Source organism: Pseudomonas sp. TNT2022 ID642, from assembly GCF_028656995.1.
Taxonomy (GTDB): Bacteria; Pseudomonadota; Gammaproteobacteria; order Pseudomonadales; family Pseudomonadaceae; genus Aquipseudomonas.
Genome location: NZ_JAMDGW010000021.1, coordinates 109206 through 133427, shown reverse-complemented (window position 1 = coordinate 133427; position 24222 = coordinate 109206). Strand labels below are relative to the sequence as shown.

At 60.2% G+C, this 24222-nt stretch carries 17 protein-coding genes and 1 tRNA gene; 3 read left to right on the top strand and 15 right to left on the bottom strand.

The genetic code is table 11. The annotated features are described in order from the left end of the window. Window positions 1–28: 28 nt before the first annotated feature. The 4 genes from M5G26_RS22060 to ptsP form a co-directional block, all read right to left on the bottom strand. On the bottom strand, window positions 29–1570 hold the full coding sequence (locus M5G26_RS22060) for an alkaline phosphatase D family protein (RefSeq protein ID WP_273916479.1): 1542 nt from the start codon (window positions 1568–1570) through the stop codon (window positions 29–31). A gap of 184 nt (window positions 1571–1754) precedes the next feature. Further along, window positions 1755–3488: a PTS fructose-like transporter subunit IIB gene (locus M5G26_RS22055; RefSeq protein WP_273916478.1), complete on the bottom strand. Its 1734-nt coding sequence runs from the start codon at window positions 3486–3488 to the stop codon at window positions 1755–1757. Window positions 3489–3499: 11 nt separating this feature from the next. After that, on the bottom strand, window positions 3500–4441 hold the full coding sequence (pfkB, locus tag M5G26_RS22050; protein ID WP_273916477.1) for a 1-phosphofructokinase: 942 nt from the start codon (window positions 4439–4441) through the stop codon (window positions 3500–3502). Beyond that, complete coding sequence (gene ptsP / locus M5G26_RS22045; RefSeq protein WP_150705917.1) at window positions 4441–7302, bottom strand: phosphoenolpyruvate--protein phosphotransferase; 2862 nt, start codon at window positions 7300–7302, stop codon at window positions 4441–4443. Before ptsP ends, pfkB begins: the two co-directional genes overlap by 1 nt. Before the next feature lie 308 nt (window positions 7303–7610). Between ptsP and cra the strand changes: the two genes are divergently transcribed. Both cra and M5G26_RS22035 read left to right on the top strand, forming a co-directional pair. Continuing rightward, complete coding sequence (gene cra, locus M5G26_RS22040) at window positions 7611–8606, top strand: catabolite repressor/activator (RefSeq protein WP_034154432.1); 996 nt, start codon at window positions 7611–7613, stop codon at window positions 8604–8606. A gap of 3 nt (window positions 8607–8609) precedes the next feature. After that, window positions 8610–9386, top strand: coding sequence for a TatD family hydrolase (locus M5G26_RS22035; protein ID WP_273916476.1), 777 nt, complete (start codon window positions 8610–8612; stop codon window positions 9384–9386). A gap of 116 nt (window positions 9387–9502) precedes the next feature. Here M5G26_RS22035 and M5G26_RS22030 read toward each other — a convergent pair whose 3' ends face one another. From M5G26_RS22030 to M5G26_RS22015, 4 genes are all read right to left on the bottom strand, one after another. Further along, entirely contained in the window at window positions 9503–11533 is a 2031-nt protein-coding gene (locus tag M5G26_RS22030; protein ID WP_273916475.1) for a methyl-accepting chemotaxis protein, read from the bottom strand. A gap of 198 nt (window positions 11534–11731) precedes the next feature. Continuing rightward, window positions 11732–12571 carry a regulatory signaling modulator protein AmpE gene (ampE, locus tag M5G26_RS22025; protein ID WP_150691832.1) on the bottom strand — a complete coding sequence of 280 codons (840 nt, stop codon included), beginning with the start codon at window positions 12569–12571 and terminating at the stop codon, window positions 11732–11734. Further along, on the bottom strand, window positions 12568–13128 hold the full coding sequence (ampD, locus tag M5G26_RS22020) for a 1,6-anhydro-N-acetylmuramyl-L-alanine amidase AmpD (protein ID WP_273916474.1): 561 nt from the start codon (window positions 13126–13128) through the stop codon (window positions 12568–12570). The genes ampE and ampD overlap by 4 nt, the downstream gene beginning before the upstream one ends. Before the next feature lie 64 nt (window positions 13129–13192). Continuing rightward, complete coding sequence (locus M5G26_RS22015; RefSeq protein WP_273916473.1) at window positions 13193–15373, bottom strand: DUF1631 domain-containing protein; 2181 nt, start codon at window positions 15371–15373, stop codon at window positions 13193–13195. Between the two features lie 369 nt (window positions 15374–15742). On the opposite strand from M5G26_RS22015, the gene nadC reads away from it, so the two are divergent. Then, entirely contained in the window at window positions 15743–16591 is an 849-nt protein-coding gene (nadC, locus tag M5G26_RS22010) for a carboxylating nicotinate-nucleotide diphosphorylase (RefSeq protein ID WP_127925793.1), read from the top strand. An 89-nt stretch (window positions 16592–16680) separates the two neighbouring features. On the opposite strand, the gene M5G26_RS22005 is transcribed toward nadC, so the two are convergent. The 7 genes from M5G26_RS22005 to infB form a co-directional block, all read right to left on the bottom strand. Beyond that, a complete protein-coding gene (locus M5G26_RS22005) occupies window positions 16681–16980 on the bottom strand; it encodes a DUF6388 family protein (protein WP_064119459.1) in 300 nt (99 codons plus the stop codon). A gap of 240 nt (window positions 16981–17220) precedes the next feature. After that, window positions 17221–17296 (bottom strand) — tRNA-Thr (locus tag M5G26_RS22000). Between the two features lie 184 nt (window positions 17297–17480). Beyond that, window positions 17481–19586 carry a polyribonucleotide nucleotidyltransferase gene (gene pnp, locus M5G26_RS21995; protein ID WP_007915263.1) on the bottom strand — a complete coding sequence of 702 codons (2106 nt, stop codon included), beginning with the start codon at window positions 19584–19586 and terminating at the stop codon, window positions 17481–17483. Between the two features lie 193 nt (window positions 19587–19779). Next, window positions 19780–20049: a 30S ribosomal protein S15 gene (gene rpsO, locus M5G26_RS21990; RefSeq protein ID WP_011332409.1), complete on the bottom strand. Its 270-nt coding sequence runs from the start codon at window positions 20047–20049 to the stop codon at window positions 19780–19782. Between the two features lie 142 nt (window positions 20050–20191). Then, window positions 20192–21109, bottom strand: a complete 918-nt coding sequence (truB, locus tag M5G26_RS21985) for a tRNA pseudouridine(55) synthase TruB (RefSeq protein WP_034154423.1) — start codon at window positions 21107–21109, stop codon at window positions 20192–20194. A gap of 4 nt (window positions 21110–21113) precedes the next feature. Beyond that, on the bottom strand, window positions 21114–21515 hold the full coding sequence (rbfA, locus tag M5G26_RS21980) for a 30S ribosome-binding factor RbfA (protein ID WP_008088344.1): 402 nt from the start codon (window positions 21513–21515) through the stop codon (window positions 21114–21116). Window positions 21516–21675: 160 nt separating this feature from the next. After that, window positions 21676–24204, bottom strand: a complete 2529-nt coding sequence (gene infB, locus M5G26_RS21975) for a translation initiation factor IF-2 (protein ID WP_122598523.1) — start codon at window positions 24202–24204, stop codon at window positions 21676–21678. Window positions 24205–24222: the final 18 nt, after the last annotated feature.

Here is a 24222-nt window from a genome sequence, read left to right as displayed (position 1 = left end):
GGGCTGGGGTGAGGGTCGCTCTTGATCTTCAAACCGGCTGCAACTTCTTATCAAAAACCGCCACCCCATTCAAATCCCGCAACACCACACTCATCTCCCCACTCCCCCCTTCAATATTCACCTCGCCAAAAAACTGAAACCCGGCAAATGGCGAAGTGTTCTGCGCCGGCGGTGCCTTCTCGAACACCACTTCCGGGCCAAAGGTTTTATCCAGCGGATTAGGCCCGAAACTCCCGGCATTCAGCGGCCCCGCAACAAACTCCCAGAACGGTTCGAAATCCTGAAACGCCGCGCGATCCGGGTGATAGTGATGCGCCGCGCAGTAATGCACATCCGCCGTCAGAAAGACGAAATTGCGCACCTGTTGCGCGCGCAGATAACCAAGCAACTCGGCGATTTCCACCTCGCGCCCCTGCGCCGGTCCCGGATCACCGTTGGCCACCGCTTCCCAAAGCGCGACACCCGGACTGACCTCACCATCCGGCACGCCAAGGCCGATCGGCATGTCGGCGGCAATGACCTTCCACTGGGCTTTGGATTTCTTCAAGCCGCGCTTGAGCCAGTCCAGTTGCTCACGCCCGAGAAACGGTTTCGCCGCGCCGAGGTTGTCGTCATTGGCGCCGCGATAACTGCGCATGTCGAGCACGAACACATCGAGCATTGGCCCATAACTCAACTTGCGATAAATCCGCCCGCCGCCGTCGGCAGTCTGTAAGCGCATCGGTGAATATTCCAGCCACGCCTTGCGTGCGCGCCCCACCAGGGTGTGGATATCTTTCTCCTGGTAACGCTCGTCGAGCTGCTTGCCCGGGGACCAGTTGTTGACCACTTCATGGTCGTCCCACTGCCAGATCTGCGGCACCTCGGCGTTGAAGCGGCGGATGTTTTCGTCCATCAGGTTGTAGCGGTAGTTGCCGCGATAATCGGCGAGGGTCTGCGCGACTTTGCTCTTGGCTTCAGTGGTGAGGTTGCGCCACACCCGACCGTTTTCGGTGGTCAGTTGAGCGGGCACCGGGCCGTCGGCATAGATGGTGTCACCGCTGTGGATAAAGAAGTCCGGCAGGCGCAGACGCATGGCTTCGTAGATGCGCATGCCGCCGATGTCCGGGTTGATACCGAAGCCCTGGCCGACCGTGTCGCCGCTCCAGACGAAGCGAATATTACGCCGCGCCGTCGGTGCGCTGCGCAGGTGACCCAGCCACGGTTCGCTGGCGACGCCGGTGCGGGCGTCCTTGAAATACACGCGATAGAAAATCGCCTGATCGGCGGGCAGTCCGGTGAGTTCAACGCGGGCGGTGAAGTCGCTGCGGGCATCGGCCAGCGTCGAGACTACCCGACGCGGGTGGCGAAACTGGCTGCGGGTGTCCCACTCGACCACCATATGCGCCGGGCGATCGCTGCGGCTCCAGATCATCGCGCGGTCGCCTTGCAGGTCGCCGGACTGCACGCCATCGGTCAGTTGCGGCCGATCCTTGACCGACGCAATCACCGCCGGCGCCAGGCTTGGCATCAGCAGACCGGCGCCAACGACTTGCATGACACGCCGGCGACCGGGGTTGAAATCGCTCATGGTGTTCTCCCTGAAAAAAGGAAAACTTAAGCACGCTCACATGACCCGGAAATGACACCAGACACACCACAGAACCAATGTAGGAGTGAGCCTGCTCGCGATATCGGTATATCTGCCAACATTCATGTCACTGACAGACCGCTATCGCGAGCAGGCTCACTCCTACAGGGGTTTGTGTTGTCAGTCAGGCCTTGGCGGGTTCCAGCGCCAGGTCGGCGGCTTCCGGCCGTTTGACCGTCGCATAGACCACAGCCGTCAACAAACTCCCCGCGACAATCGCCAGCAAATACAACAACGCATGATTGATCGCATTCGGAATCGCCAGCACAAACAAGCCCCCGTGCGGCGCCATCAACTTGCAGCCAAAATACATCGACAGCGCACCGGTCAGCGCGCCACCGGCAATACTCGCCGGAATCACCCGCAACGGGTCTTTCGCGGCAAACGGAATCGCCCCTTCGGAGATAAAGCACAGCCCCAGCACGAAGGCAGCCTTGCCGGCCTCACGTTCAGTTTGGGCGAACTTGCGCCGAGCGATGAACGTGGCAATACCCAGGCCAATCGGCGGCACCATGCCGGCCGCCATGGTCGCCGCCATCGGCGCATAACTCTGCGACGCCAGCAGCCCCACCGAGAACGCATACGCGGCTTTGTTGATCGGCCCGCCGAGGTCGACGCACATCATGCCGCCGAGCAGCACGCCAAGCAGAATCGCGTTGGTAGTGCCCATGCTGTCGAGGAAATGCGTGAGCGCCCCGAGCATCCCAGCGACCGGTTTGCCGACCACGTAAATCATCACCAGACCGGTAAACAGACTGGCGAACAACGGGATGATCAGAATCGGTTTCAACGCCTCAAGACTTTGCGGCAAGGCGACGTAACGGCTGATCGCCTTCGCCGCGTAACCGGCAATGAAACCAGCGACGATGCCGCCGATAAACCCTGCGCCCAACGTGCTCGCCAGCAAACCACCAATCATCCCCGGCGCCAGGCCCGGACGGTCGGCAATCGAATAGGCGATGTAACCGGCCAGCAACGGCACCATCAACTTGAACGCGGTCTCGCCGCCGATCTGCATCAATGCCGCCGCCAGTGTGCCCTCTTCCTTGAACGCGGTAATACCGAACACGAACGACAGCGCGATCATCAAACCGCCCGCCACGACCATCGGCAGCATGAACGACACCCCAGTCAGCAGGTGTTTGTAAATGCCGGTTTTCTCTTGCTTGGCTGGTGCTTTGCCGTCAGCCGCCGCGCTTTCCACAGCACCTTCGGCCAAGGCTTTTTTCAGCGTGGCTTCGGACTGCTTCAAGGCGATCCCGGTACCGCAACGATAGATTTTCTTGCCGGCGAAACGCTCGGTGGCGACTTCGATATCCGCCGCCAGCAACACCACGTCCGCGTCGGCAATCGCCGCCGCGCTCAACGGGGTTTTCGCGCCCACCGAGCCTTGGGTTTCGACCTGCAGTTCGTAGCCCAGACGCTTGGCGGTTTGCTGCAAGGCTTCGGCGGCCATGAAGGTATGGGCGACACCGGTCGGGCATGCGGTGATGGCGACAATGCGTGGCGCGCGCGCTGCATCGGCAACCGGTGCAGCCGCGCTGGCAACGTAGACCTCAGCCTCTTCAGCGCCACGACGCAGCACCGCTTCGACATCCTGCAGCGCCTGTGCAGGAGCAATCTGGAAAACACGTTTACCGACAAAACGCGTCATGTCGATGGTGCCTGTGGCGACCAGCAAAACCCACTCGGCCGCGGCAATGGTCGCCGCCGACAACTCGCGTTCCGGGTGCGCCGCATCGATCACTTCAACGCTGGTGCTCCAACCCTGACGCTGCGCCGCCGCATCGAGCAAACGCGCGCACAGCACACTGGTGACCATGCCGTTCGGGCAAGCCGTAACAATGGCTAATTTCATGACAAACCCTCTTATTGTTCTGTCAGGGGACGCACGCGCACGCCCTGTTCGAGCTGCGCCAGTTGCGCAGCATCGTTGATACCGAAACCGATCTGGGTCACCGCCATCGCCGCAATCGCGGTGGCGGTGCGCAGGGTTTGCTCAGGCGTGTCCGCGCTGAGCAAACCGTGGAGCATGCCGGCCAGCAAGGAATCGCCGGCACCGACCGTGCTGGCGACGCTGACCTTCGGCGGCGTGGCGTGCAGTGCCGAACCGACGCTGAACCAGTTCACACCGTCAGCACCGTGGGAAATCACCACGTGCTCGATGCCTTGCGCATGCAAACGCGCGGCTGCTTGCGCTTCCGCCGCGTGCGAAACCACCTCGCAACCGAGTGCATCGGCGAGTTCTTCAGTGTTCGGTTTGATCAGCCATGGACTGGCCTGTAACGCCGCACGCAAGGCTTCGCCGCTGGAGTCGAGAGCGACTTTCAGGCCAAGTTGATTGAGCCGTTCGATCAACTCGCGCAACCATTGCGCCGTGACCCCACGCGGCAAACTGCCGGCGACCACCACGGCGTCGTGGCCCGGTGCAATCTGCACCAGACGCTCCAGCAACGCTTGCTGCGCGGCGGCATCGACCACCGGTCCAGGGCCGTTGATGTCGGTGATGCGGCCATCCTGTTCGGCGATCTTGATGTTGCTGCGCGTCTCACCCGGCACGCGGATAAACGCGTCAACAAAACCGCGCTTGGCGAACAGGGTTTCGAACGCTTGCAGATTGTCTTCGCCGAGAAACCCGCTGACCGTCAGTTGATGGCCGAGGTCGGCGAGCACCTGGGCGACGTTCACGCCTTTGCCGGCGGCGTGGGTGTGCATCTCGTCGCTGCGATTGACCTGACCGGCCTCCAGACGTGGCAGTTCGACGGTAAGGTCGAGCGCCGGGTTGAGGGTCAGGGTAAGAATCTTGGCCATTACAGGGCCTCCACTAATGCGCGCACTTCATTCGCGCTGCCCACGGCCAGGGCCTGTTGAGCAAGGGTTTGCGCCTGGGTCAGGCTGAGTTCGCGGATGCGCGCTTTCACTTCAGCAATGCTGCGCCCGGAGACACTGAGTTCATCGACACCGAGGCCGACCAGCACCGGCACCGCCAGCGGATCTGCCGCCAGTTCACCGCAAACGCCGACCCATTTGCCGTGGGCATGGGCCGCGCGTACGGTGATGTCGATCAGTTGCAACACCGCCGGGTGCAAGCCGTCAGCCTGCGCCGACAGCGTCGGGTGACCACGGTCGATGGCCAGGGTGTATTGCGTGAGATCGTTGGTGCCGACGCTGAAGAAGTCGACTTCCTTGGCCAGCACTGGCGCAAGCAAAGCGGCTGACGGCACTTCGATCATGATCCCCAGTTGCAGATCGGCGACCGGGATTTCCAGGCGCAGACGCTCGGTCATGTCGCGGGCCTGACGCCACTCTTCGACGCTGCCGACCATCGGGAACATGATTCGCAGCGGACGGTTGTCCGCCGAACGCAGCAAAGCGCGCAATTGCGCTTCCATGATCTGCGGACGCTGCAAGGTCAGGCGAATGCCGCGCACGCCGAGGAACGGGTTTTCCTCTTTGGCGATCGGCCAATACGGCAGCGGTTTGTCGCCGCCGACATCCAGCGTACGCACCACCAGCGGTCGACCGGCGAGGCCATCGAGGACGCGGCGGTATTCGGCTTCTTGCGTGGCCTCGTCGGGCGCTTGCGGATGGGCCATGAAAATCAGTTCGGTGCGCAGCAGACCGATGCCCTCGGCGCCCTGCTCCACTGCACTGATCACACCGGCGCTTTCGCCGATGTTGGCGAACACTTCGACCGCATGACCATCGGTCGTGTGGGCCGGTTGATGGCGTTGTTCGGCGGCAATCTTCAGGCGTTGCTCGCGAGTGTCGCGCTCTTCGGCGGCGCGTTGCAGGGTCGCAGCATCGGCGTCGACATGCAGGCGACCGCGTTGGCCGTCGAGCAGCAACGGCGTGCCCGGCGCCAGCAGCAAAACTGCCGCACCAGCGCCGACCAGCGCCGGAATCCCGAGGGCTCGCGCAACGATTGCACTGTGCGCGGTGGCGCCGCCGCGTGCGGTGAGAATCCCCGCTACGCGTGCCGGATCCAGCCGCGCGACGTCGGACGGGCCGACTTCGTCCATCACCAGAATGTACGGCTGCTCAGGCTCGCTCGCGGTTTGCACGCCACACAGTTGCGCCAGCACGCGGCGACCGATGTCGCGCAGATCCGCCGCCCGTTCGGCGAGCAAGGCATCCTGCAACGATTCCTGTTGCTTGGCCGCTGCTTCGATCACCGCCATCCACGCCGCTTCGGCGCTTTCGCCCTGCTTGAGGCGGGTGTCGACTTCGTCGGTGAGTTCCGGGTCGTCGAGCATTTCCTGATGGGTGATGAAGATCTCGCGAATGGCTTTGGCTTTGCTGCGCTCGATCAGGCCCTGAATGTCACTGCGCACGTCGCTGAGCGCTTGCTTGAGACGTTCGCGCTCAACGGCGGCGGACTCGCCGCGCAGCGGGTAATCGATGGTTTGCTGAACCTGAATATGCGCCGGGCCGATGGCAATGCCGGGGGCTGCCGGGATCGCCTGCAATTGAGCACCGGACGCCGGGGCGATCAGCACTTCGGCGATGTCGGCAATGACCTCGCGCTGCTGGCTTACGGCTGGCAGCGGTTCGACTTCTTCACCGAGGCCTTCTTCGATCGCGGCCAAGAGTGCCGGCAAGGCATCCGCGGCGATGCTCGGTTCGGCGATCAACTCCAGCACCTGACCGCGTCGGGCACCGAGGCTGAGCAGCTTGCTCAGGCTCTTCACTGACACGGCGCTGTCCTGACCGTCGACGATGCGCACACGAATTTCGCCATCAAAACTCTTCGCCAGTTGCGCAAGGATCTTTGCCGGGCGCGCATGCAAACCATGGGCGTTGGCCAGGGCAATGCGTGCGCTCGGCCAGTCGGCGGGCAATTCACCGCCGAGCACTTCAAGGACTTTACGGCTGCTGGTGGCGCGGCCCAGTTCATGGCCGCGACCTTCGATGAGCAACGCACACAGGCGTTCAAGCAACGCCTGATGCGCCTCGCCAAGACTGGCCAGGCAGAACAGACCGCTGAGCGGCTGACCGAGGTAGCGCATCGGTTTGTCCGGCGTCACGAACGCCAGCCCCGGACGCTTCACGGTCTGCTCGCTGTGCAACCACCACAAACCATCACCCAGCGGCAGCGCTTCGACCTGCTGCAACACGCCGGCAAAACCGTTGCTCACACAATCGGCCTGACGCAACAGACGCGCGCCACGCCAGACCAGTTCTTCGAAATCGTCGGCCGAGACACCGAGGCCAATCATCTGCGCGTCCAGCGCCAGTTCCTGCGGCGCGCCTTGCAGCAATTTCAGCAGCGCCTCAGGTGAACTGGCGCGACGCAGGGCCTGGCCCAGATCGGTCTCGCCGAGGGCGCGGGTCAGCAGTTGCAACAGGCGCAGGTGTTCGTCGGATTTGGCGGCGATGCCAATCGCCAGATAAACGATCTGGCCATCGCCCCAATCCACGCCTTCCGGGAACTGCATCAGGCGCACGCCAGTGGCGAACACCTGATCGCGGGTTTCCGGAGTGCCGTGAGGAATGGCAATACCTTGACCGAGAAAGGTCGAGCCCTGGGCTTCCCGTGCCTGCAATCCAGCGAGGTAACCGTCGGCAACCAGACCATCGGCCACCAGGTGATTGGCGAGCAGTTGCAAGGCAGCGGGTTTATCCACAGCCGATTGGCCCATGGATATCTGCTCTATAGTGAGCTCGAGCATGCGATCTCCTTTTTGGCGCTTCATGAGTGCCAGGTATTGTTTTGGATGGTTTGCAGCTTAGGCGCTTTACCGCTTTGCTTTTCAGCGGCAGTTTTGGCGGTTTCACGGCAGAACCGGCCAAAGACGTCTAAAACGTAGAAAATACGCTTGCTGAAACGTTTAATCTAGATTGATCGGCACGTTACTCGATAATGTCTCATCCTTGAAGTCCAACTTGTCGGATGCGCTGCGACAATAGTCGCCTGCCCTAATCGGGTAGGATTGGCGAAAATGTGGCGGCAAGCTCGAAAAAACAAGGAAATCCCGGGTTGAAACTCAGTGATATCGCGCGGTTGGCCGGAGTGTCCGTGACCACCGCCAGCTACGTCATCAACGGCAAGGCCGAACAGCAACGCATCAGCACCGCCACCGTCGAGCGGGTGCGCGCAGTGGTCGATCTGCACGGCTTCACGCCAAACCCACAAGCGGCCGGGCTGCGCAGTCGGCACACGCGCACGCTGGGCTTTATTCTGCCGGATCTGGAAAACCCCAGTTACGCGCGGATCGCCAAACTGCTCGAGCAAGGTGCGCGGGCGCGCGGCTATCAATTGCTGATCGCCAGTTCCGACGATGCGCCAGACAGCGAGCGGCAGTTGCTGCAACTGTTCCGTGCGCGCCGTTGCGATGCGCTGATCGTCGCCAGTTGCCTGCCGGCCGGCGATGACAGCTATCGGCAGTTGCAGGCCAAAGGTCTGCCGATCATCGCCATCGACCGGGTCATGGAACCCGAGCATTTCTGCTCGGTGATCAGTGACGACCGCGAGGCCAGCCTGCACCTGACCCAGAGCCTGCTTGATCCGCAACCGAAGCAGATCGTACTGCTCGGTGCGCGTCCGGAACTGAGCATCAGCCAGGAACGTGCCGCCGGCTTCAAAGAGGCGTTGGTCGACTTCAAAGGCGAAGTGCTGGTCGAACACGCCGAATCTTTCAGCCGTGAATGCGGCAAGCAATTGATGGAAGAACTCCTGCAACGTCTGGGGCATTTGCCCGATGCGCTGGTCACAACTTCCTACGTGCTGCTGCAAGGCGTGTTCGATGCGCTGCACGACTTCCCGCTGAAATCGCGGCCGCTGCGCCTCGGCACCTTCGGCGATACGCAGTTGCTGGATTTCCTGCCGCTGCCGGTCAACGCCATGGCCCAGCAACACCAGTTGATCGCCGACAAGGCGCTGGAACTGGCGCTGGCCGCTGTCGAGCAGTCGGAGTACAAGCCTGGCGTACAGGCCATTGCGCGGACCTTCAAGCAGCGTATTCACCGGGACTGAGCCGTGGAGCTGATCGACAGCCACACCCACCTCGACTTCCCCGACTTCGACGTCGATCGCTCGGCGTTGCTCGCCGAAAGCCGCGCGCTCGGGGTGCGGCGGATGGTGGTGTTGGGTGTCCATGAAGGTAATTGGCAACGGGTGTGGGATCTGGTGCAGAGCGATGCGGATTTATACGCGGCATTCGGTCTGCACCCGGTGTATCTCGATCAGCATCGCCCCGAAGATTTGTCGGCACTCGGTGATTGGCTGACCCGGCTGCAGGGTCATCGGCAGTTGTGTGCGGTGGGCGAGATCGGTCTGGATTACTTCATCGAAACGCTGGATCGCGAGCGGCAACAGGCGCTGTTCGAAGCACAACTGCAATTGGCCGCTGACTTTCATTTGCCGGCGCTGATCCATGTGCGCCGCAGCCACGCGGCAGTGATCGCGACGCTCAAACGCTTCAAACTCAAACGTGCAGGGATCATCCACGCTTTCGCGGGCAGCCGTGAAGAAGCGCGGGAGTACATCAAACTCGGTTTCAAACTGGGTCTGGGCGGCGCGCCGACCTGGCCGCAGGCGTTGCGCATGCATCGGGTGCTGGCGGAACTGCCGCTGGAGTCGATCGTGCTGGAAACCGATTCCCCGGACATGGCACCAGCGATGTTTCCCGGCGTTCGCAATTCACCGACACACTTGCCAGCGATTTGCGCGGCGCTGGCCGAGCTGATGAATATCACCCCCGAACAACTGGCCACCACCAGCACCGCCAACAGCTGCGAAGTCTTCGGCTGGTAACACATCTCCCCCTGTAGGAGCTGTCGAGTGAAACGAGGCGGCGATCTTTTGATCTTTGAAATCGAGATCAAAAGATCGCAGCGTGCCGCAGCTCCTACAGGGGATTTGTGTACAGCTCAGACGCGGAAGGCACTGATCAGCTGTTTGAGTTCTACCACTTGGGCAGACAACGCCCGGCTGGCATCCTCAGTCTGGTGCGCACCCTGCGCCGTGCGTTCGCCGGCGCGGTTGATCTCGACGATGTTCTGGTCAATGTCGTGAGCCACCGCCGTTTGCTGTTCAACCGCAGCGGCAATCTGTTGGTTCTGATCGACGATCATTCCCACAGCCCCGAGGATATTTTCCAGCGCCTGCTGAACCTTCTCCGACTGCCCCACCGTGCCGTTGGCCATCTGATGGCTGACGCCCATGGCTTTCACGGCCGCCCCGACGCCGCCGTGCAGCTTGGCGATCATCTGTTCGATTTCTTCGGTCGATTGCTGAGTGCGTTTGGCCAAGGTGCGTACTTCATCGGCCACCACAGCAAAACCACGCCCCTGCTCACCAGCGCGAGCTGCTTCGATCGCGGCATTGAGCGCCAGCAGGTTGGTTTGTTCGGCGATGCTCTTGATTACTTCCAGTACACGACTGATCGCCTGGCTGTCACTGGCCAACTGGTTGATCACCAGCACCGACTGATCGATCTCGCTGGCCAGCGCGGCAATGCTGCCCTGTTGCGATTCGACCAGGCCACGACCACTGATGGTCTCGTCATTGACGCTGTGGGCACTGCTCACCGCTGCGGCTGCACTGCGCGCCACCTCCAGAGAGGTCGCCGACATCTGGTTCATCGCCGTCGCCACTTGCTCGATCTGCGTGCGTTGCCCGGCGACCGCCTGATTGCTCTGCGCGGAGACGTTTTCAACCTGCCCGGCCTGACGCTCGACCTCGCCGACGGTCTGCCCCACGCGCTCGATCAAGTCATGAATCTTGCGCACCGTGCCATTGAACACCTCGCCCAACTCACCCAGTTCATCGCGACTGCTGGCCTTGAAGTTGACCGTCATATCGCCGGCCGCGACCTTGTCCATCATCGCGCCCAAGCGTTTCAGCGTGGTGCGGGTCGAGGCGTAGAAACCACCGTAGAGATAGAAAATCAGCACAAACACCACCGACAGCGCCACCGCCTGCAAGACCATGTGCGTGCGGTTCTGCGCCAAACGATTCTGCAATTGAGTGTCGAGGAATTTCAGCGTGGCTTCGTTGAGCTGGTAAGTCCGGTCGATCAGCCCGGTGACCTGATCGTAAAACGCCTGCCACGGTGCATCGAGCGTGTCAGCCATCACCACTTGTTCTTCGAACAGTTCGCTGGCCTGTTTCAGCGAGGCCTTGCTGCTCTCGGCCGCCGCGCTGAGGTTTTCCCGCGCGGCTTTGCTGGAGCCGAGGGCGTCCTGCAGCTTCAGGCCGTATTCGGCCTGGAGTTTTTCGATCTGCACCATCAGCTCATCGAAACGCGTACTCGAAGAACTGTTGAGAAAACCCTGGCCCAATGAATACGAGCCCATGGCCCGGCCTTCGCCGAGGGTTTGCGTGACGGTCGGCGTGATCAGGGTGACCAGTTCGCTGAGCTGACGGATATCGCTCTGATTATCGCGGCTGAGTCCGGCCTGACTGCTGATGATCTGGCTGAAAATCTGCGCACTGGCCAGCAGTTTGCCGATCAACGCGCTCTTGCTCTGCAGCGAGTTTTCCACTTGCTGGGCCTTGAACGCGGCGATCATTTCATCGCGTTTGCCGTCGAAGACCTGGATCTGTTCGGGATCGTCGGTCATCGCCGTCAGCCCTTGCAAGCGCGTCAAAAGCGCTTGCTCGAGGGTGGTGATCTGCGCCTCGACATTGCCGGCCTTGCCGGATTGGCCGAGGGTGACGTTGATCTGCACAAGATTGTTGAGGGTTTCCAGATCCCGGCGCAGGGCCAGGCTGCTGCCCAGCAGATCGAGGCTTTGCAGTTCGACGCGGGTGCCTTGGAATTCGCGATAGGAATCGCGCACCAGATAGAAATTGGTCACCAGCATCGGCACCAGGAACAGCACGCTGATCAGGCTGAACTTCATGCCGAAGCTCAGACGGTTCATCAGCGAGACGGCGGGATAGAGCAAGCTCTTCACTGGAAGTCTCCCTTGGTTTTTCTTGTTTTTATTGGCAGGCGCGAGGCGACAGCAGATAGCCACTATCGGGCGCCATCTCTGTATAGCTCAAATCGAAGGGAGGTTTTGTAACTTAAGGTTAACGACGTCGCAGCCCGCGACACACAGATCTCCTCGTAGGAGCTGCCGCAGGCTGCGATCTTTTGATCTTTCTTTGAATCAGTGAACCAGAACCGTCCACAAGGCAAACCCGGCATACCACAGCACCGCCGCGCGCAGCAGCAACTCCCACAGGCAATCGAGGGTGTTGATGCCTTCCGGCCCGACCACGGGAGGTGGAATCTCGCCCGCCGCCAGACCGACCCGATTGATCAGTTGCGCAGCACTGATATTCCAGTTGAGCAGTTCATGCAGCATCACCCGACTGACCGCGACAAAGTTGCCGACCAGCGCCAGACTCGCGGCCAGCAAGCGTACCGGCAGCCAGTCAAAGGCATGCCGCAGTTGCGCCGCGCGCTCGACCAGTGCCGGGTTCTGACCGTGCTCCTGCGCCAGTGCCAACAAGCGATACGCCAACGCCGCCACCGGGCCGAGCACGAAATACCAGAAGATCACCGCAAAAAAGCTCTGATAGGCCTGCCACAGCAGATGCCCCTGCACGCTTTCAAGCAACTGCTCGCCGCTGTCGGCGCAAATGTTCAGATCGCGCTTGGCCACATGTGCTGCGGCTTGCAGATCCTCACGACGCCAGGCATCACGGAACGGACCGAGACCGCCCAGCAAGTCGCCGCGCCCCAGACTGTAAATCACCACCAGCAAATGCACCGGCAACGCCAGCAAGCCGTAGGCCACCGGTTCCAGCACCACTAGCAACAGCGCCAGCAACGCCACCGGAAACAGCACCAGAATCGTCAGCACCAGCCAGGGCTGTTTGGCCAGCCGCGCGCTGGTCTCGAGTTTGTTCAGTTCGCGGATCCATCCGCCATCGCGTTGAACCCGATGGCGCAGGGCCGAAAACTTCTCGATCCACAGCGCCAGCAGTAACACCAGAAAACTCATTGTCCTTCCTCTTGTGCCAGGGCTGCGCGGTAACGCGCCCAGTCGAATGCCGGGCCAGGATCGGTCTTACGCCCGGGTGCTATGTCGCTGTGCCCACAAATACGGGCGCCGGTGATCGCCGGAAATGTTGCTTGCAACTGGCGGGTCAACGCCGTCAACGCCTGATACTGCGCGTCGGTGAACGGCAGATCATCGGTGCCTTCAAGCTCGATGCCCACGGAAAAATCGTTACAGGTTTCCCGGCCTTCGAACATCGACACGCCGGCATGCCACGCCCGCTCAAGACAGGAGACAAACTGGGTGACCTTGCCGTCACGTTCGATCAGAAAATGCGCGGAAACGCGCAGGTCAGCAATACCTGCAAAATAGGGATGTTCAGTGACATCCAGACGATTCTGGAAAAATTCCTGCACCTTGCCCGTGGCGAACTGCGCTGGCGGCAGGCTGATGTTGTGGATGACCAACAGGGAAATTTCGCCCGCCGGGCGTTCATTGAAGTTGGGCGATGGGCACACCTGCACCCCGTGACACCACCCGCTAGCGGGATCCAACTGCATACCGATTCCTTCAACGCCGACTGTGTTGGCGCCCAGTATGCCGTGATCGGCCCCCGGCGCGCGATCACTTGCCGCGATTGAGTCGCCGCAGATTACCCAGCACCGACTCCAGCGCGCGGTCGAACAGCAAGGTGTCGTCCAGCGTACGCACCGTGCCGCGTTCGAATTCCACGGCCAGGGCGATGCGGCTGCGCTCTAGCACTTTCATCCCGGTGCGATCGACAAATACATACTTGCCGGTGGCTTCGATGATCGCCGCCAGCTTGCAGCGCAGACTGTGTTCATCGTCTTCCTGAAATGCCACCCAACTGCCCAGGCGCAGTTGCTCGACCTGACGCAAGCCCACGGCGTCGTGAGGCAAGCGTACCGAGGTCAGCGCCATGCTGCTGTCCTCGGCGGTTTGCAGCATGATCTGCTGCGACACCTCGATCATCGGCGCGGCCGAATCCGCCTCGACGGAACGCTCCAGCACCCGCACATGCAGGGCTTCAAGTTCACTGAAAAACTCGCTGGTGGCGAACGGATCGAACGCCGAACTGGTCAGGCCATCCCGCAGCGATTTGAGCAACCCCGGCACCAGTGCCAGCAAGCGCAGACTGGACTCAGTGTCTTCATGACGCTGCACACTCCAGATCAATTGCTCCATGGTCTGCACGTCGGCCTGCCATTCAGCTGACTGATCGCCATGCTTGAGGCAGGTCAGCAGGAGTACTTTGCTCCAGGCGTCCTGAACGAAGGTGACCACCGAGGGCGGCAGGGTTTTGCCCAGCAGCGCTTGATTCAGCGCCCGTTCGACCCGACGCCGGGCCAGTTCGGTTTTTGCCCGCCCTTCTTCGGCGTCACGCAACCGTTGCTCTAGCAACTCACTGCGTCGGCGTTCGTCACTGGTAAACGCGAGGAAATCGGCCAATAACTCTGAAAAAATCGCCGGATCATCGACAAAGTCAGTCAGCAGGCGCTGCACCACTTGCTCGATGCGCAGGTACAAGCTGTCGCGCGCCTCACCGTCGCAATCGCCCCAGCCCATGGCCGCCTCGGCAATTTCGTTGAGCAGGCGCCGCGCCGGATGGGTGCTGCGGCTGAAGAAACTCTTGTCGAGCACCGCGACCTTGAGCATCGGAATCTGCAACCGGGCGATCAAGGCTTTGAGCGAGTCCGGCACATTGCGGTCTTCAAGAATGCAGTCGAAGACCATGGCGATCAGGTTGATCACGTCTTCGTCCGCATCGCCGACGATCCGCGATTTGCCACTTCTGACGCTGACCCGGGTCAGCAGTTGTTCGAGCTGATTGCGCAGATCGAAGTCATCCTGAGCCGCCAGCGTCGGCACGTACTGTTGCAAGTGCGAGAGCAGGCGCAACAGGTCGCGAGTGGAAATCGGCTGCGCCGCAGCGCTGGACTCCAGCGTCGGTGCGACGCTGCCGCGCACATGCAAAAGCAACTCCTGCAATGCGGCGAAAACTTCCTGTACACCTTCGTCGACCGGCGCCGGGTCGTCGCCTTCCTCGCGGTCGACATCGGCTACCGCACGATCAATCGCACGACGCGCCGGGGCTGCTTTCAATTCCGGCAATACACCGGTGGCTAGCAGCAATTGATTGGCTTCGGCGTAGAGTTGTTCGGTGTCGGCCAGAACATAGCGCTCGAACAGCTTGAGCAGGATCAGCTTGACCTTGATCTCCACGCCCAGGTTGCGCCCGGCCTGAAGGAAAAACTCGCAGAGCAGCGCCGGGCCGAGCGGGTTGTGCTGATCATTGAGGGTATTGCCAAGCAACGCGTTGAGCCGCGCGGTCAGTTGATCGAGGGCGAAGCCGTCACGCTTGAGCACGCGACCGACCATCGTCTCGACCGCGACACTGCGTTCCATGTCGTCGCTACGCGGGGCAAGTTCGTCGTATATCAGGGCGTGCGGTAGCGTGTTGTGCGTGGGGTCGTATTGAGTCAGGCCGACGAAGGCGTCGAAAAACTGCTCGAGAAAGCCGCGTTCGATGTTTTTGCGCTTCAGACGCAGGTCGCGCATGGCTTCGAAAAAGATGTTCTGCTCGACGTCGTTGCGCGCCCGGTCGGCCATTTCAAACAACGTGTCGTCGGCGTTATCGAACAGCTCCTGCAAGCCGTGCCGCAGTTGCTGGGCCGCCTTGTCGCGAACCTGAAGCAGAATCACAGGCAGGCGGGCGAGCGGCGAGTGATTCGCCTGATCGGCAGTGCCTTTGTGCAAAGGCACCACTTTCCCGTCGTTGTGCATCCAAGCCTCCTGAAACGGTGATTCGTTCGGTCAAGCCAACCCGGATCCCTGTGGGAGCGAGCCTGCTCGCGATAGCGGTGTATCAGCCGCAGCAATGTCACTGAGAGAATGCATTCGCGAGCAGGCTCGCTCCCACACGTTCAATCAGGACGTCAAAGCTATGACGTCAAATGCAAGGCGAATTATCTTTCATAACTTGTACCCGGCGCCATAGTCGTCAGGGTTTCCCCTATGCCCTCTCAGTGACCATGTCTGGACACGGTTTGCTCAAAGAAAATCGACCGGATGCAGGCAACCAGCGGAGTTCTCGCCTTGGGTTGGCTCGCGCCATGCCCCTATAATCGAACCACTTTGTTTGTGGAGCCCGTTATGCCGAATCTACGTCTCGCCGATTTGACCGCCGAAATCGAAGCCAACGTGCGCCGTGCGTTGCTCGAAGACATCGGCAGCGGCGACATCACCGCGCAATTGATCCCGGCCGAACGCCTGGCCAAAGCCACCATCATCACGCGCGACGCCGCCGTCATCTGCGGCACAGCGTGGGTCGATGCCGTGTTTCGTCAACTGGATCCACGGGTGGCAGTGCATTGGCAAGTGGTCGATGGTGAGCGGGTTAAACCCAATCAGCCGTTGTTTCATCTGGAAGGCCCGGCCCGCTCGCTGCTGACCGGGGAGCGCAGTGCGCTGAATTTTCTGCAATTGCTTTCCGGCGTGGCGACGCGCGCGCAGTACCTGGCCGATTTCGTCGGTACCACTCAGGTCAAACTGCTCGACACCCGCAAGACTCTGCCGGGTCTGCGTCTGGCACAGAAATACGCGGTGACCTGCGGTGGCTGCCACAACCATCGCATCGGTTTGTACGACGCGTTCCTGATCAAGGAAAACCACATCGCCGCCAGCGGTGGCATTCCACAAGCCATTGCCGCCGCGCACAAGATTGCGCCGGGCAAACCGGTGGAAGTCGAAGTGGAAAGTCTGGAGGAGTTGAAGGAGGCACTGGCCGCCGGCGCCGACATCATCATGCTTGACGAACTGAGCCTGGATGATATGCGCGAAGCCGTGCGCCTGAACGGCGGCAAGGCGAAGCTGGAAGCCAGCGGCGGCATCAACGAAAGCACGCTGCTGCCGATCGCCGAAACCGGCGTGGATTACATCTCGATTGGTGCGATGACCAAGGATGTGAAAGCGGTGGATCTGTCGATGCGCCTCAGCCTTTAAACAGCAGCGGCAAGTTCCAAGCTACAAGCTGCAAGCCACAGCGCTTTTGCGTTGACTTGCAGCTTGCCGCTTAAAGCTCGTAGCTGGTGTTATACGACGAGATTGTTCATCTCGCAGTACTCGTCCCACTCGACACCCAGCACTTCAGCCGCCTCTTTATGCAGCACGAGGCGCTGAGCCTCGAACTCTTCCGGCGTGCTCGTGTACTTGAGCGTCAGTTCCCATGGCTGCAAGCCCTGGGCTTCGGCTTCGTCTTCGAAGGCCCACTGGATCTGGTCTTTCTGATCATCAGGACTGAGGTCCTTGATCTCTTCCAGCAGTTGCGGCGCGTCGAGTTTGTACTTTTCCAGCGCTTGTTCGTGACGTTGCTCTTGAGTTAATTCGGTCATGGCGTTCTCGCTGATCTTAGGAATGGAGGATGGATCTGGATCATCAAGGATCTCTCTGACGCGGATTGTCCGGCCTTCGGAACCATTCGGGATCATCTGAAAACTGCTGGGCGATGCTCATGCAGGCACCGAATATAGGACGTTTGCATGACGAATTACACGGCTCTTTACATCTCTCTCACAAAAAGCTGACCTGCGGAACATAAATCCGCATGGCAAGTAGTGGGGAGATGAAGAAGTTGGTGCCCGAGACAGGAATCGAACCTGCGACCTTCGCGTTACGAGTGCGCTGCTCTACCGGCTGAGCTACACGGGCGGTGGGCTAAACCTAGCACCGGTTTTCACAAAAGCAAAGATCACAGCCTGCGGTAGATCGGGTTATCACAGCGCTTTTGTTGGAGCTGCCGCAGACTGCGATCTTTGGATCTTTATGCCAGACAAAAAAATGCCCCACCGTTTTCACGGCGGGGCATTTTTATTGCGCTAACGCTTTGGGCTGATTAAACGCCCGAAGCCTTGGCAGCTGCCACGTCTTTGATCGACAGCTTGATACGGCCGCGATTGTCCACGTCCAGTACCAGTACTTCAACTTCCTGGCCTTCTTTCAGGATGTCGGTCACTTTCTCGACGCGAGCGTCGCTCAGCATCGAGATGTGCACCAGACCGTCCTTGCCCGGCAGGATGTTGACGAATGCGCCGAAGTCGACGATGCGCTCAACCTTGCCGACGTAGATCTTGCCGATCTCGGCTTCAGCGGTGATACCCAGAACGCGCTGACGTGCTGCTTCAGCGGCTTCCTTGGTTTCGCCGAAGATCTTGATCGAACCGTCGTCTTCGATATCGATCGAAGCCTTGGTTTCTTCGCAGATCGCACGGATGGTCGCGCCACCTTTACCGATAACGTCACGGATCTTGTCGGTGTCGATCTTCATCGCGATCATGGTCGGAGCGTTGGCCGACAGTTCGGTACGCGACTGGCCAATGATCTGGTTCATCTGACCGAGGATGTTCAGGCGCGCTTCCAGGGCTTGGCCCAGAGCGATTTCCATGATCTCTTCGGTGATGCCCTTGATCTTGATGTCCATCTGCAGCGCAGTAACGCCTTTGGCGGTACCGGCTACTTTGAAGTCCATGTCGCCCAAGTGGTCTTCGTCACCGAGGATGTCGGTCAGGACGGCGAATTTCTCGCCTTCTTTAACCAGACCCATGGCGATACCGGCAACCGGCGCCTTCATCGGCACACCAGCGTCCATCAGGGCCAGGGAAGCGCCGCAAACGGAAGCCATCGAGCTCGAACCGTTGGATTCGGTGATTTCCGAAACCACACGGATGGTGTACGGGAACACGTCAGCAGCTGGCAGCATGGCCGAAACCGAACGACGGGCCAGACGGCCGTGACCGATTTCACGACGACCAGCGCCACCCATGCGACCACACTCGCCCACCGAGAACGGAGGGAAGTTGTAGTGCAGCATGAACGGGTCTTTTTTCTCGCCTTCCAGGGTGTCCAGCAGCTGTGCGTCACGGGCGGTGCCCAGTGTTGCAACGACCAGAGCCTGGGTTTCACCACGGGTGAACAGCGCCGAACCGTGAGTCTTCGGCAGAACGCCAACTTCGATGTTCAGCGGACGTACGGTTTTGGTGTCGCGACCGTCGATACGTGGCTTGCCGTTAACGATGTTTTCGCGAACGGTGCGGTATTCGATTTCGCCGAAAGCGGCTTTGACTTCGCTGGACGAAGGCTGGCCTTCTTCACCGGACAGCTTGGCAACGACTTGATCCTTCAGCTCGCCCAGACGCGCGTAACGGTCGGCCTTGACGGTGATGGTGTAAGCCTGGGAGATCGCTTCGCCGAACTCGGCACGGATAGCGCCCAGCAGCTCGGTGGCTTCTGGAGCCGGAGCCCAGGTCCAGGTTGGCTTGGCAGCTTCAGCGGCCAGTTCTTTAACGGCGTTGATCACCACCTGGAACTCGTCGTGAGCAAACAGTACCGCGCCCAGCATCTGGTCTTCGGTCAGCTCTTTGGCTTCCGATTCAACCATCAGCACGGCGTCGGAAGTACCGGCAACGACCATGTCCAGGCTCGAAGCAGCTTGCTGCTCGTAAGTCGGGTTCAGCAGGTAGCCGGTGCTTTCGTGGAAAGCTACACGAGCGGCGCCGATCGGGCCGTCGAACGGAATGCCCGAGATGGCCAGGGCAGCCGAGGTACCGATCATCGCAGCGATGTCCGGATCGGTCTTCTTGCTGGTGGAAACGACGGTGCAGACAACCTGCACTTCGTTCATGAAACCTTCCGGGAACAGCGGACGGATCGGACGGTCGATCAGTCGGGAAGTCAGGGTTTCTTTCTCGGAAGGACGGCCTTCGCGCTTGAAGAAACCGCCAGGGATCTTACCGGCAGCGTAAGTCTTTTCCTGGTAGTGAACGGACAGAGGGAAGAAGCCCTTGCCCGGATCGGCTTGTTTTGCACCGACTACAGTCACCAATACGCTGACGTCGTCGTCAACGGTGACCAATACTGCGCCGGAGGCCTGACGGGCGATACGGCCAGTCTCGAGGGTAACGGTCGATTGACCGAACTGGAATTTTTTGATTACCGGGTTCACGGTGTCCTACCTTCTTTGTGGCTCTTGGGGGAACTGGTTTCTTGCGAATTCTTGGGCAATGTCGGGAATCGGCCCAACCCTTGTCCGGGGTAAAACGTGTATCCAGATAAAACTTGAGGCTGGGAGCCTGCAAGGCGCCCGCGGTAAACCGCGGACGTCTGGCAGACCACCAACCTCATAGCGCAATCGCTGATTAGCGACGCAGACCCAGGCGAGCGATCAGAGCGCTGTAACGGCTCACGTCCTTGCCTTTCAGGTAGTCCAGCAGCTTGCGACGCTGGTTTACCATGCGGATCAGACCACGACGGGAGTGGTGATCTTTACCGTTGGCCTTGAAGTGACCTTGCAGTTTGTTGATGTTGGCGGTCAGCAGTGCAACTTGCACTTCTGGCGAACCAGTGTCACCAACAGCTTGCTGGTAGTCAGCAACGATTTGAGCTTTTTCTTGAACGTCGAGAGCCATGAGGCAATCCTTTTATCAGGAAACTGTTTCAGGGAAACAGCTTCAACAGGCCAGGGACAAATCCCTGTATCTATAAATGAGTCGTGACCGTGCCTGTTAACAGCCACACTCGCCGACCTGCTGTTACACAGGCCGGTTCCGGTCATTCTGACCGAATCAATCGACGTGGCGCGATACGCCCGTCTTCGCTCACTTCACCGATACCGATGAAGCGACCATTGTGATCCTGTACCCGCACCATGCCGAACTTCGGAGCATCCGGGGCACGTACCGGCTGGCCGTTGAGCCAGTAGAACGCGCTCGCTTCCGAAAAGTGCAGCAACGGCCAATCCAGCAGGCCGCTGTCCGATGGCATCAGGAAGCGATCAACCGCTTCGTTGCCGCCTTCGGCATGTACTGCTTCCAGCTCTTCGAGGGTAACCGTCTGCGCCAGGGTGAAAGGCCCGGCCTGGGTACGACGCAGTTCAGCGACGTACGCACCACAACCGAGTTGCTCACCGATATCCTCCACCAGGGTACGAATATAGGTGCCCTTGCTGCAGTCCACCGCAAGACGCGCAGTATCGCCTTCGAAGGCCAGTAATTCCAAGCGCGCAATAGTAACAGAACGCGGTTCACGCTCCACTACTTCGCCTGCACGGGCCAGCTTGTACAGCGGCTGGCCATCACGCTTGAGCGCCGAGTACATCGGCGGTATCTGACTGATTTGCCCGCGAAATTTCGGCAAAGCCGCTTCGACATCGGCGCGACCAACGGTCACTGGGCGCTCCTGCAAAACCTCACCCTCGGCATCAGCCGTGGTGGTGGTCTTGCCCAGTTGCGCCAGGGTTTCATAACCCTTGTCGGAATCGAGCAGATATTGCGAGAACTTGGTGGCCTCACCGAAGCACAGCGGCAAGACGCCGGTGGCCAGCGGGTCGAGGCTGCCGGTGTGACCGGCCTTCTCGGCGTTGAGCAACCAGCGAACCTTCTGCAACGCGGCGTTGGAGGTGAACCCCAACGGTTTGTCGAGCAGGATGATGCCGCTGACGTTACGACGGATACGTTTGACCTGAGCCACCGAATTACTCCTTGGTGTCTTCAGGTTCAGCAGCGACCGGGTGCTGATTGTCTTCAGCCACCGCACGCTCGATCAGCGCCGACAGGTGCGCGCCACGCACGACGGACTCGTCGTAGTGGAAGTGCAGTTGCGGCACGCTGCGCAGCTTCATTTCACGGGCCAGTTGCATGCGCAGGAAACCTGCGGCGGAATTGAGCACCTTGATGCTTTGCGCGATGTCTTCAGCGTTGTCCTGCCCCATTACGGTGATGAAAATCTTCGCGTGACCGACGTCACGGCTGACTTCCACTGCGGTAATAGTAACCAGACCCACACGTGGATCTTTGACTTCACGACGGATCAGCTGGGCCAGCTCACGCTGCATCTGATCGCCGATACGTTGGGTACGGCTGTATTCTTTTGCCATGATTTTGTTACCTGTTACTGCCCTGCGGTGAAACCCGCAAGGTCTGAAAGCGGCAAACGCCCGGCCTGACAAAAGCCAGACCGGGCGTTGCGTTTAGAGTCCGGGTGATGCGCCGCACCGTTGAGTACGGCAGCCCATCACGGCTCCTGAAGTGCGCGAGTTAGAGGCTGCGAGCAACCTGAACCTTCTCGAAGACTTCGATCTTGTCGCCGACTTTGACGTCGTTGTAGCTCTTCACGCCGATACCGCATTCCATGCCGGCACGTACTTCGGAAGCGTCATCCTTGAAGCGGCGCAGGGATTCCAGCTCGCCTTCGAAGATAACGATGTCTTCACGCAGTACGCGGATCGGACGGTTACGGTGCACAACACCTTCGATCACCATGCAGCCTGCGATCGCGCCAAACTTCGGCGAACGGAACACGTCGCGCACTTCGGCCACACCCAGGATGTTCTCGCGAACATCGCTGCCGAGCATGCCGGTCAGGGCTTTCTTGACGTCTTCAATGATGTCGTAGATCACGTTGTAGTAACGCATGTCCAGACCTTCCTGCTCGACGATCTTCCGTGCGCCAGCATCGGCACGCACGTTGAAGCCGAACAGTACAGCGTTGGAAGCCAGTGCCAGGTTAGCGTCGGACTCGGTGATACCACCGACACCGCCGCCGACTACGCGCACTTGAACTTCGTCGTTGCCCAGGCCATTCAAGGCACCGTTCAACGCTTCCAGCGAACCACGGACGTCGGATTTGAGGACGATGTTGAGCGTCTTCTTCTCGGCCTGACCCATGTTTTCGAAGATGTTTTCCAGCTTGCCGGCGTGAGCGCGAGCCAGTTTGACTTCGCGGAACTTGCCTTGACGGAACAGAGCCACTTCACGGGCTTTCTTCTCGTCAGCAACCACGCTCATCTCGTCGCCAGCGTCCGGGGTACCGTCCAGGCCGAGGATCTCGACAGGAATGGAAGGACCGGCTTCCTTGATTGGCTTGCCGTTCTCGTCGAGCATGGCACGCACGCGGCCATAGTTCGAACCGACCAGGACCATGTCGCCTTGGCGCAGGGTACCGTCTTGAACCAGAACGGTTGCCACCGGGCCACGACCTTTGTCGAGACGCGATTCAACCACAACACCGCGGCCAGGAGCCGATGGAGTTGCTTTCAGTTCGAGAACTTCAGCTTGCAGCAGAACGGCTTCAAGCAGCTCGTCCACGCCTGTACCGACTTTCGCCGAGACCGGTACGAACGGCGTATCACCGCCCCACTCTTCGGAAGTCACGCCGTGAACCGACAGTTCGCTGCGGATGCGATCAAGATCGGCGCCCGGCTTGTCGATTTTGTTCACTGCAACAACCAGAGGAACGCCAGCCGCTACAGCGTGCTGAACAGCTTCAATGGTCTGCGGCATCACGCCGTCGTCCGCTGCAACTACCAGGATCACGATGTCGGTCGCCTTGGCACCACGAGCACGCATTGCGGTAAACGCGGCGTGACCCGGGGTGTCGAGGAAGGTGACCATGCCGCGTTCGGTTTCAACGTGGTATGCACCGATGTGCTGGGTGATACCACCGGCTTCGCCAGCAGCTACCTTGGCACGACGGATGTAGTCGAGCAGGGAAGTTTTACCGTGGTCAACGTGGCCCATTACGGTCACGACTGGCGCACGGGAGAACGACTCACCTTCAAACTTCAGGGACTCGGCCAGGGAATCTTCCAGGGCGGTGTCGCTGACCAGGGTCACTTTGTGGCCCAGTTCTTCGGCTACCAGTTGAGCAGTTTCCTGATCAAGCACCTGGTTGATGGTCGCTGGGGTACCCAGTTTGAACATGAACTTGATGATTTCAGCAGCCTTGACCGACATCTGATTGGCGAGATCGCCAACAGTGATGGTCTCGCCGATCTGCACATCACGCACGACAGGGCCGGTTGGGCTCTGGAAACCGTGGGCGTTGCGCTTCTTCAGCTTGGCCTTGCCGCGACCACCGCGACGGAAGCCATCGCTTTCTTCGTCGGTAGTGCGTGGCGCCACACGTGGAGCTGGCGCTTTTTCTTTGACCGATGCGCGATGCGGAGCGTTTTTGCGCTCGCCATCACCACCACCGCTGCGACGATTGTTGTCGTCGGCACGTGGCTTGTCCGGACGGCGCTGTTCGTTCTGCTTGTTGCGAACTTCAGCAGACGGTGCTGGAGCAGCAGCCACCGGCGCGCTTTCGCGAACAGGTTCGGCAGCTGCAGCCGGCGCCGCAACGGCGTCGCTGGTAGCGGTCTGCGCAGCAGCAGGCTGGCGACGCGCTTCTTCTTCGGCGCGCTGCTTGGCTTCTTCTTCAGCCTTCTGACGAGCAGCATTTTCTACTGCGCGGCGCTCATCCAGTTCACGCTTGCGTTCGGCTTCGATTTCTTCCGGGCTACGCTGTACGAAAACTTTCTTTTTGCGAACTTCTACGCTGATGCTTTTGCTACCAGCCACACGCAGTGTGCTGGTGGTTTTACGCTGCAGCGTGATCTTGCGTGGTTCTTCCACTTTCGCCTTGTGGCTGCTTTTCAAGTGAGTCAGCAGGGACTGCTTCTCACTGTCAGTCACATTTTCTTCGGCGGCGGTGTGCGGCAGACCTGCCTCACGCATCTGCTGCAACAGGCGCTCTACCGGTGTTTTGACCTCATCGGCCAGTTGTTTCACCGTGACTTGCGTCATGCACTTCTCTCCTCAGGC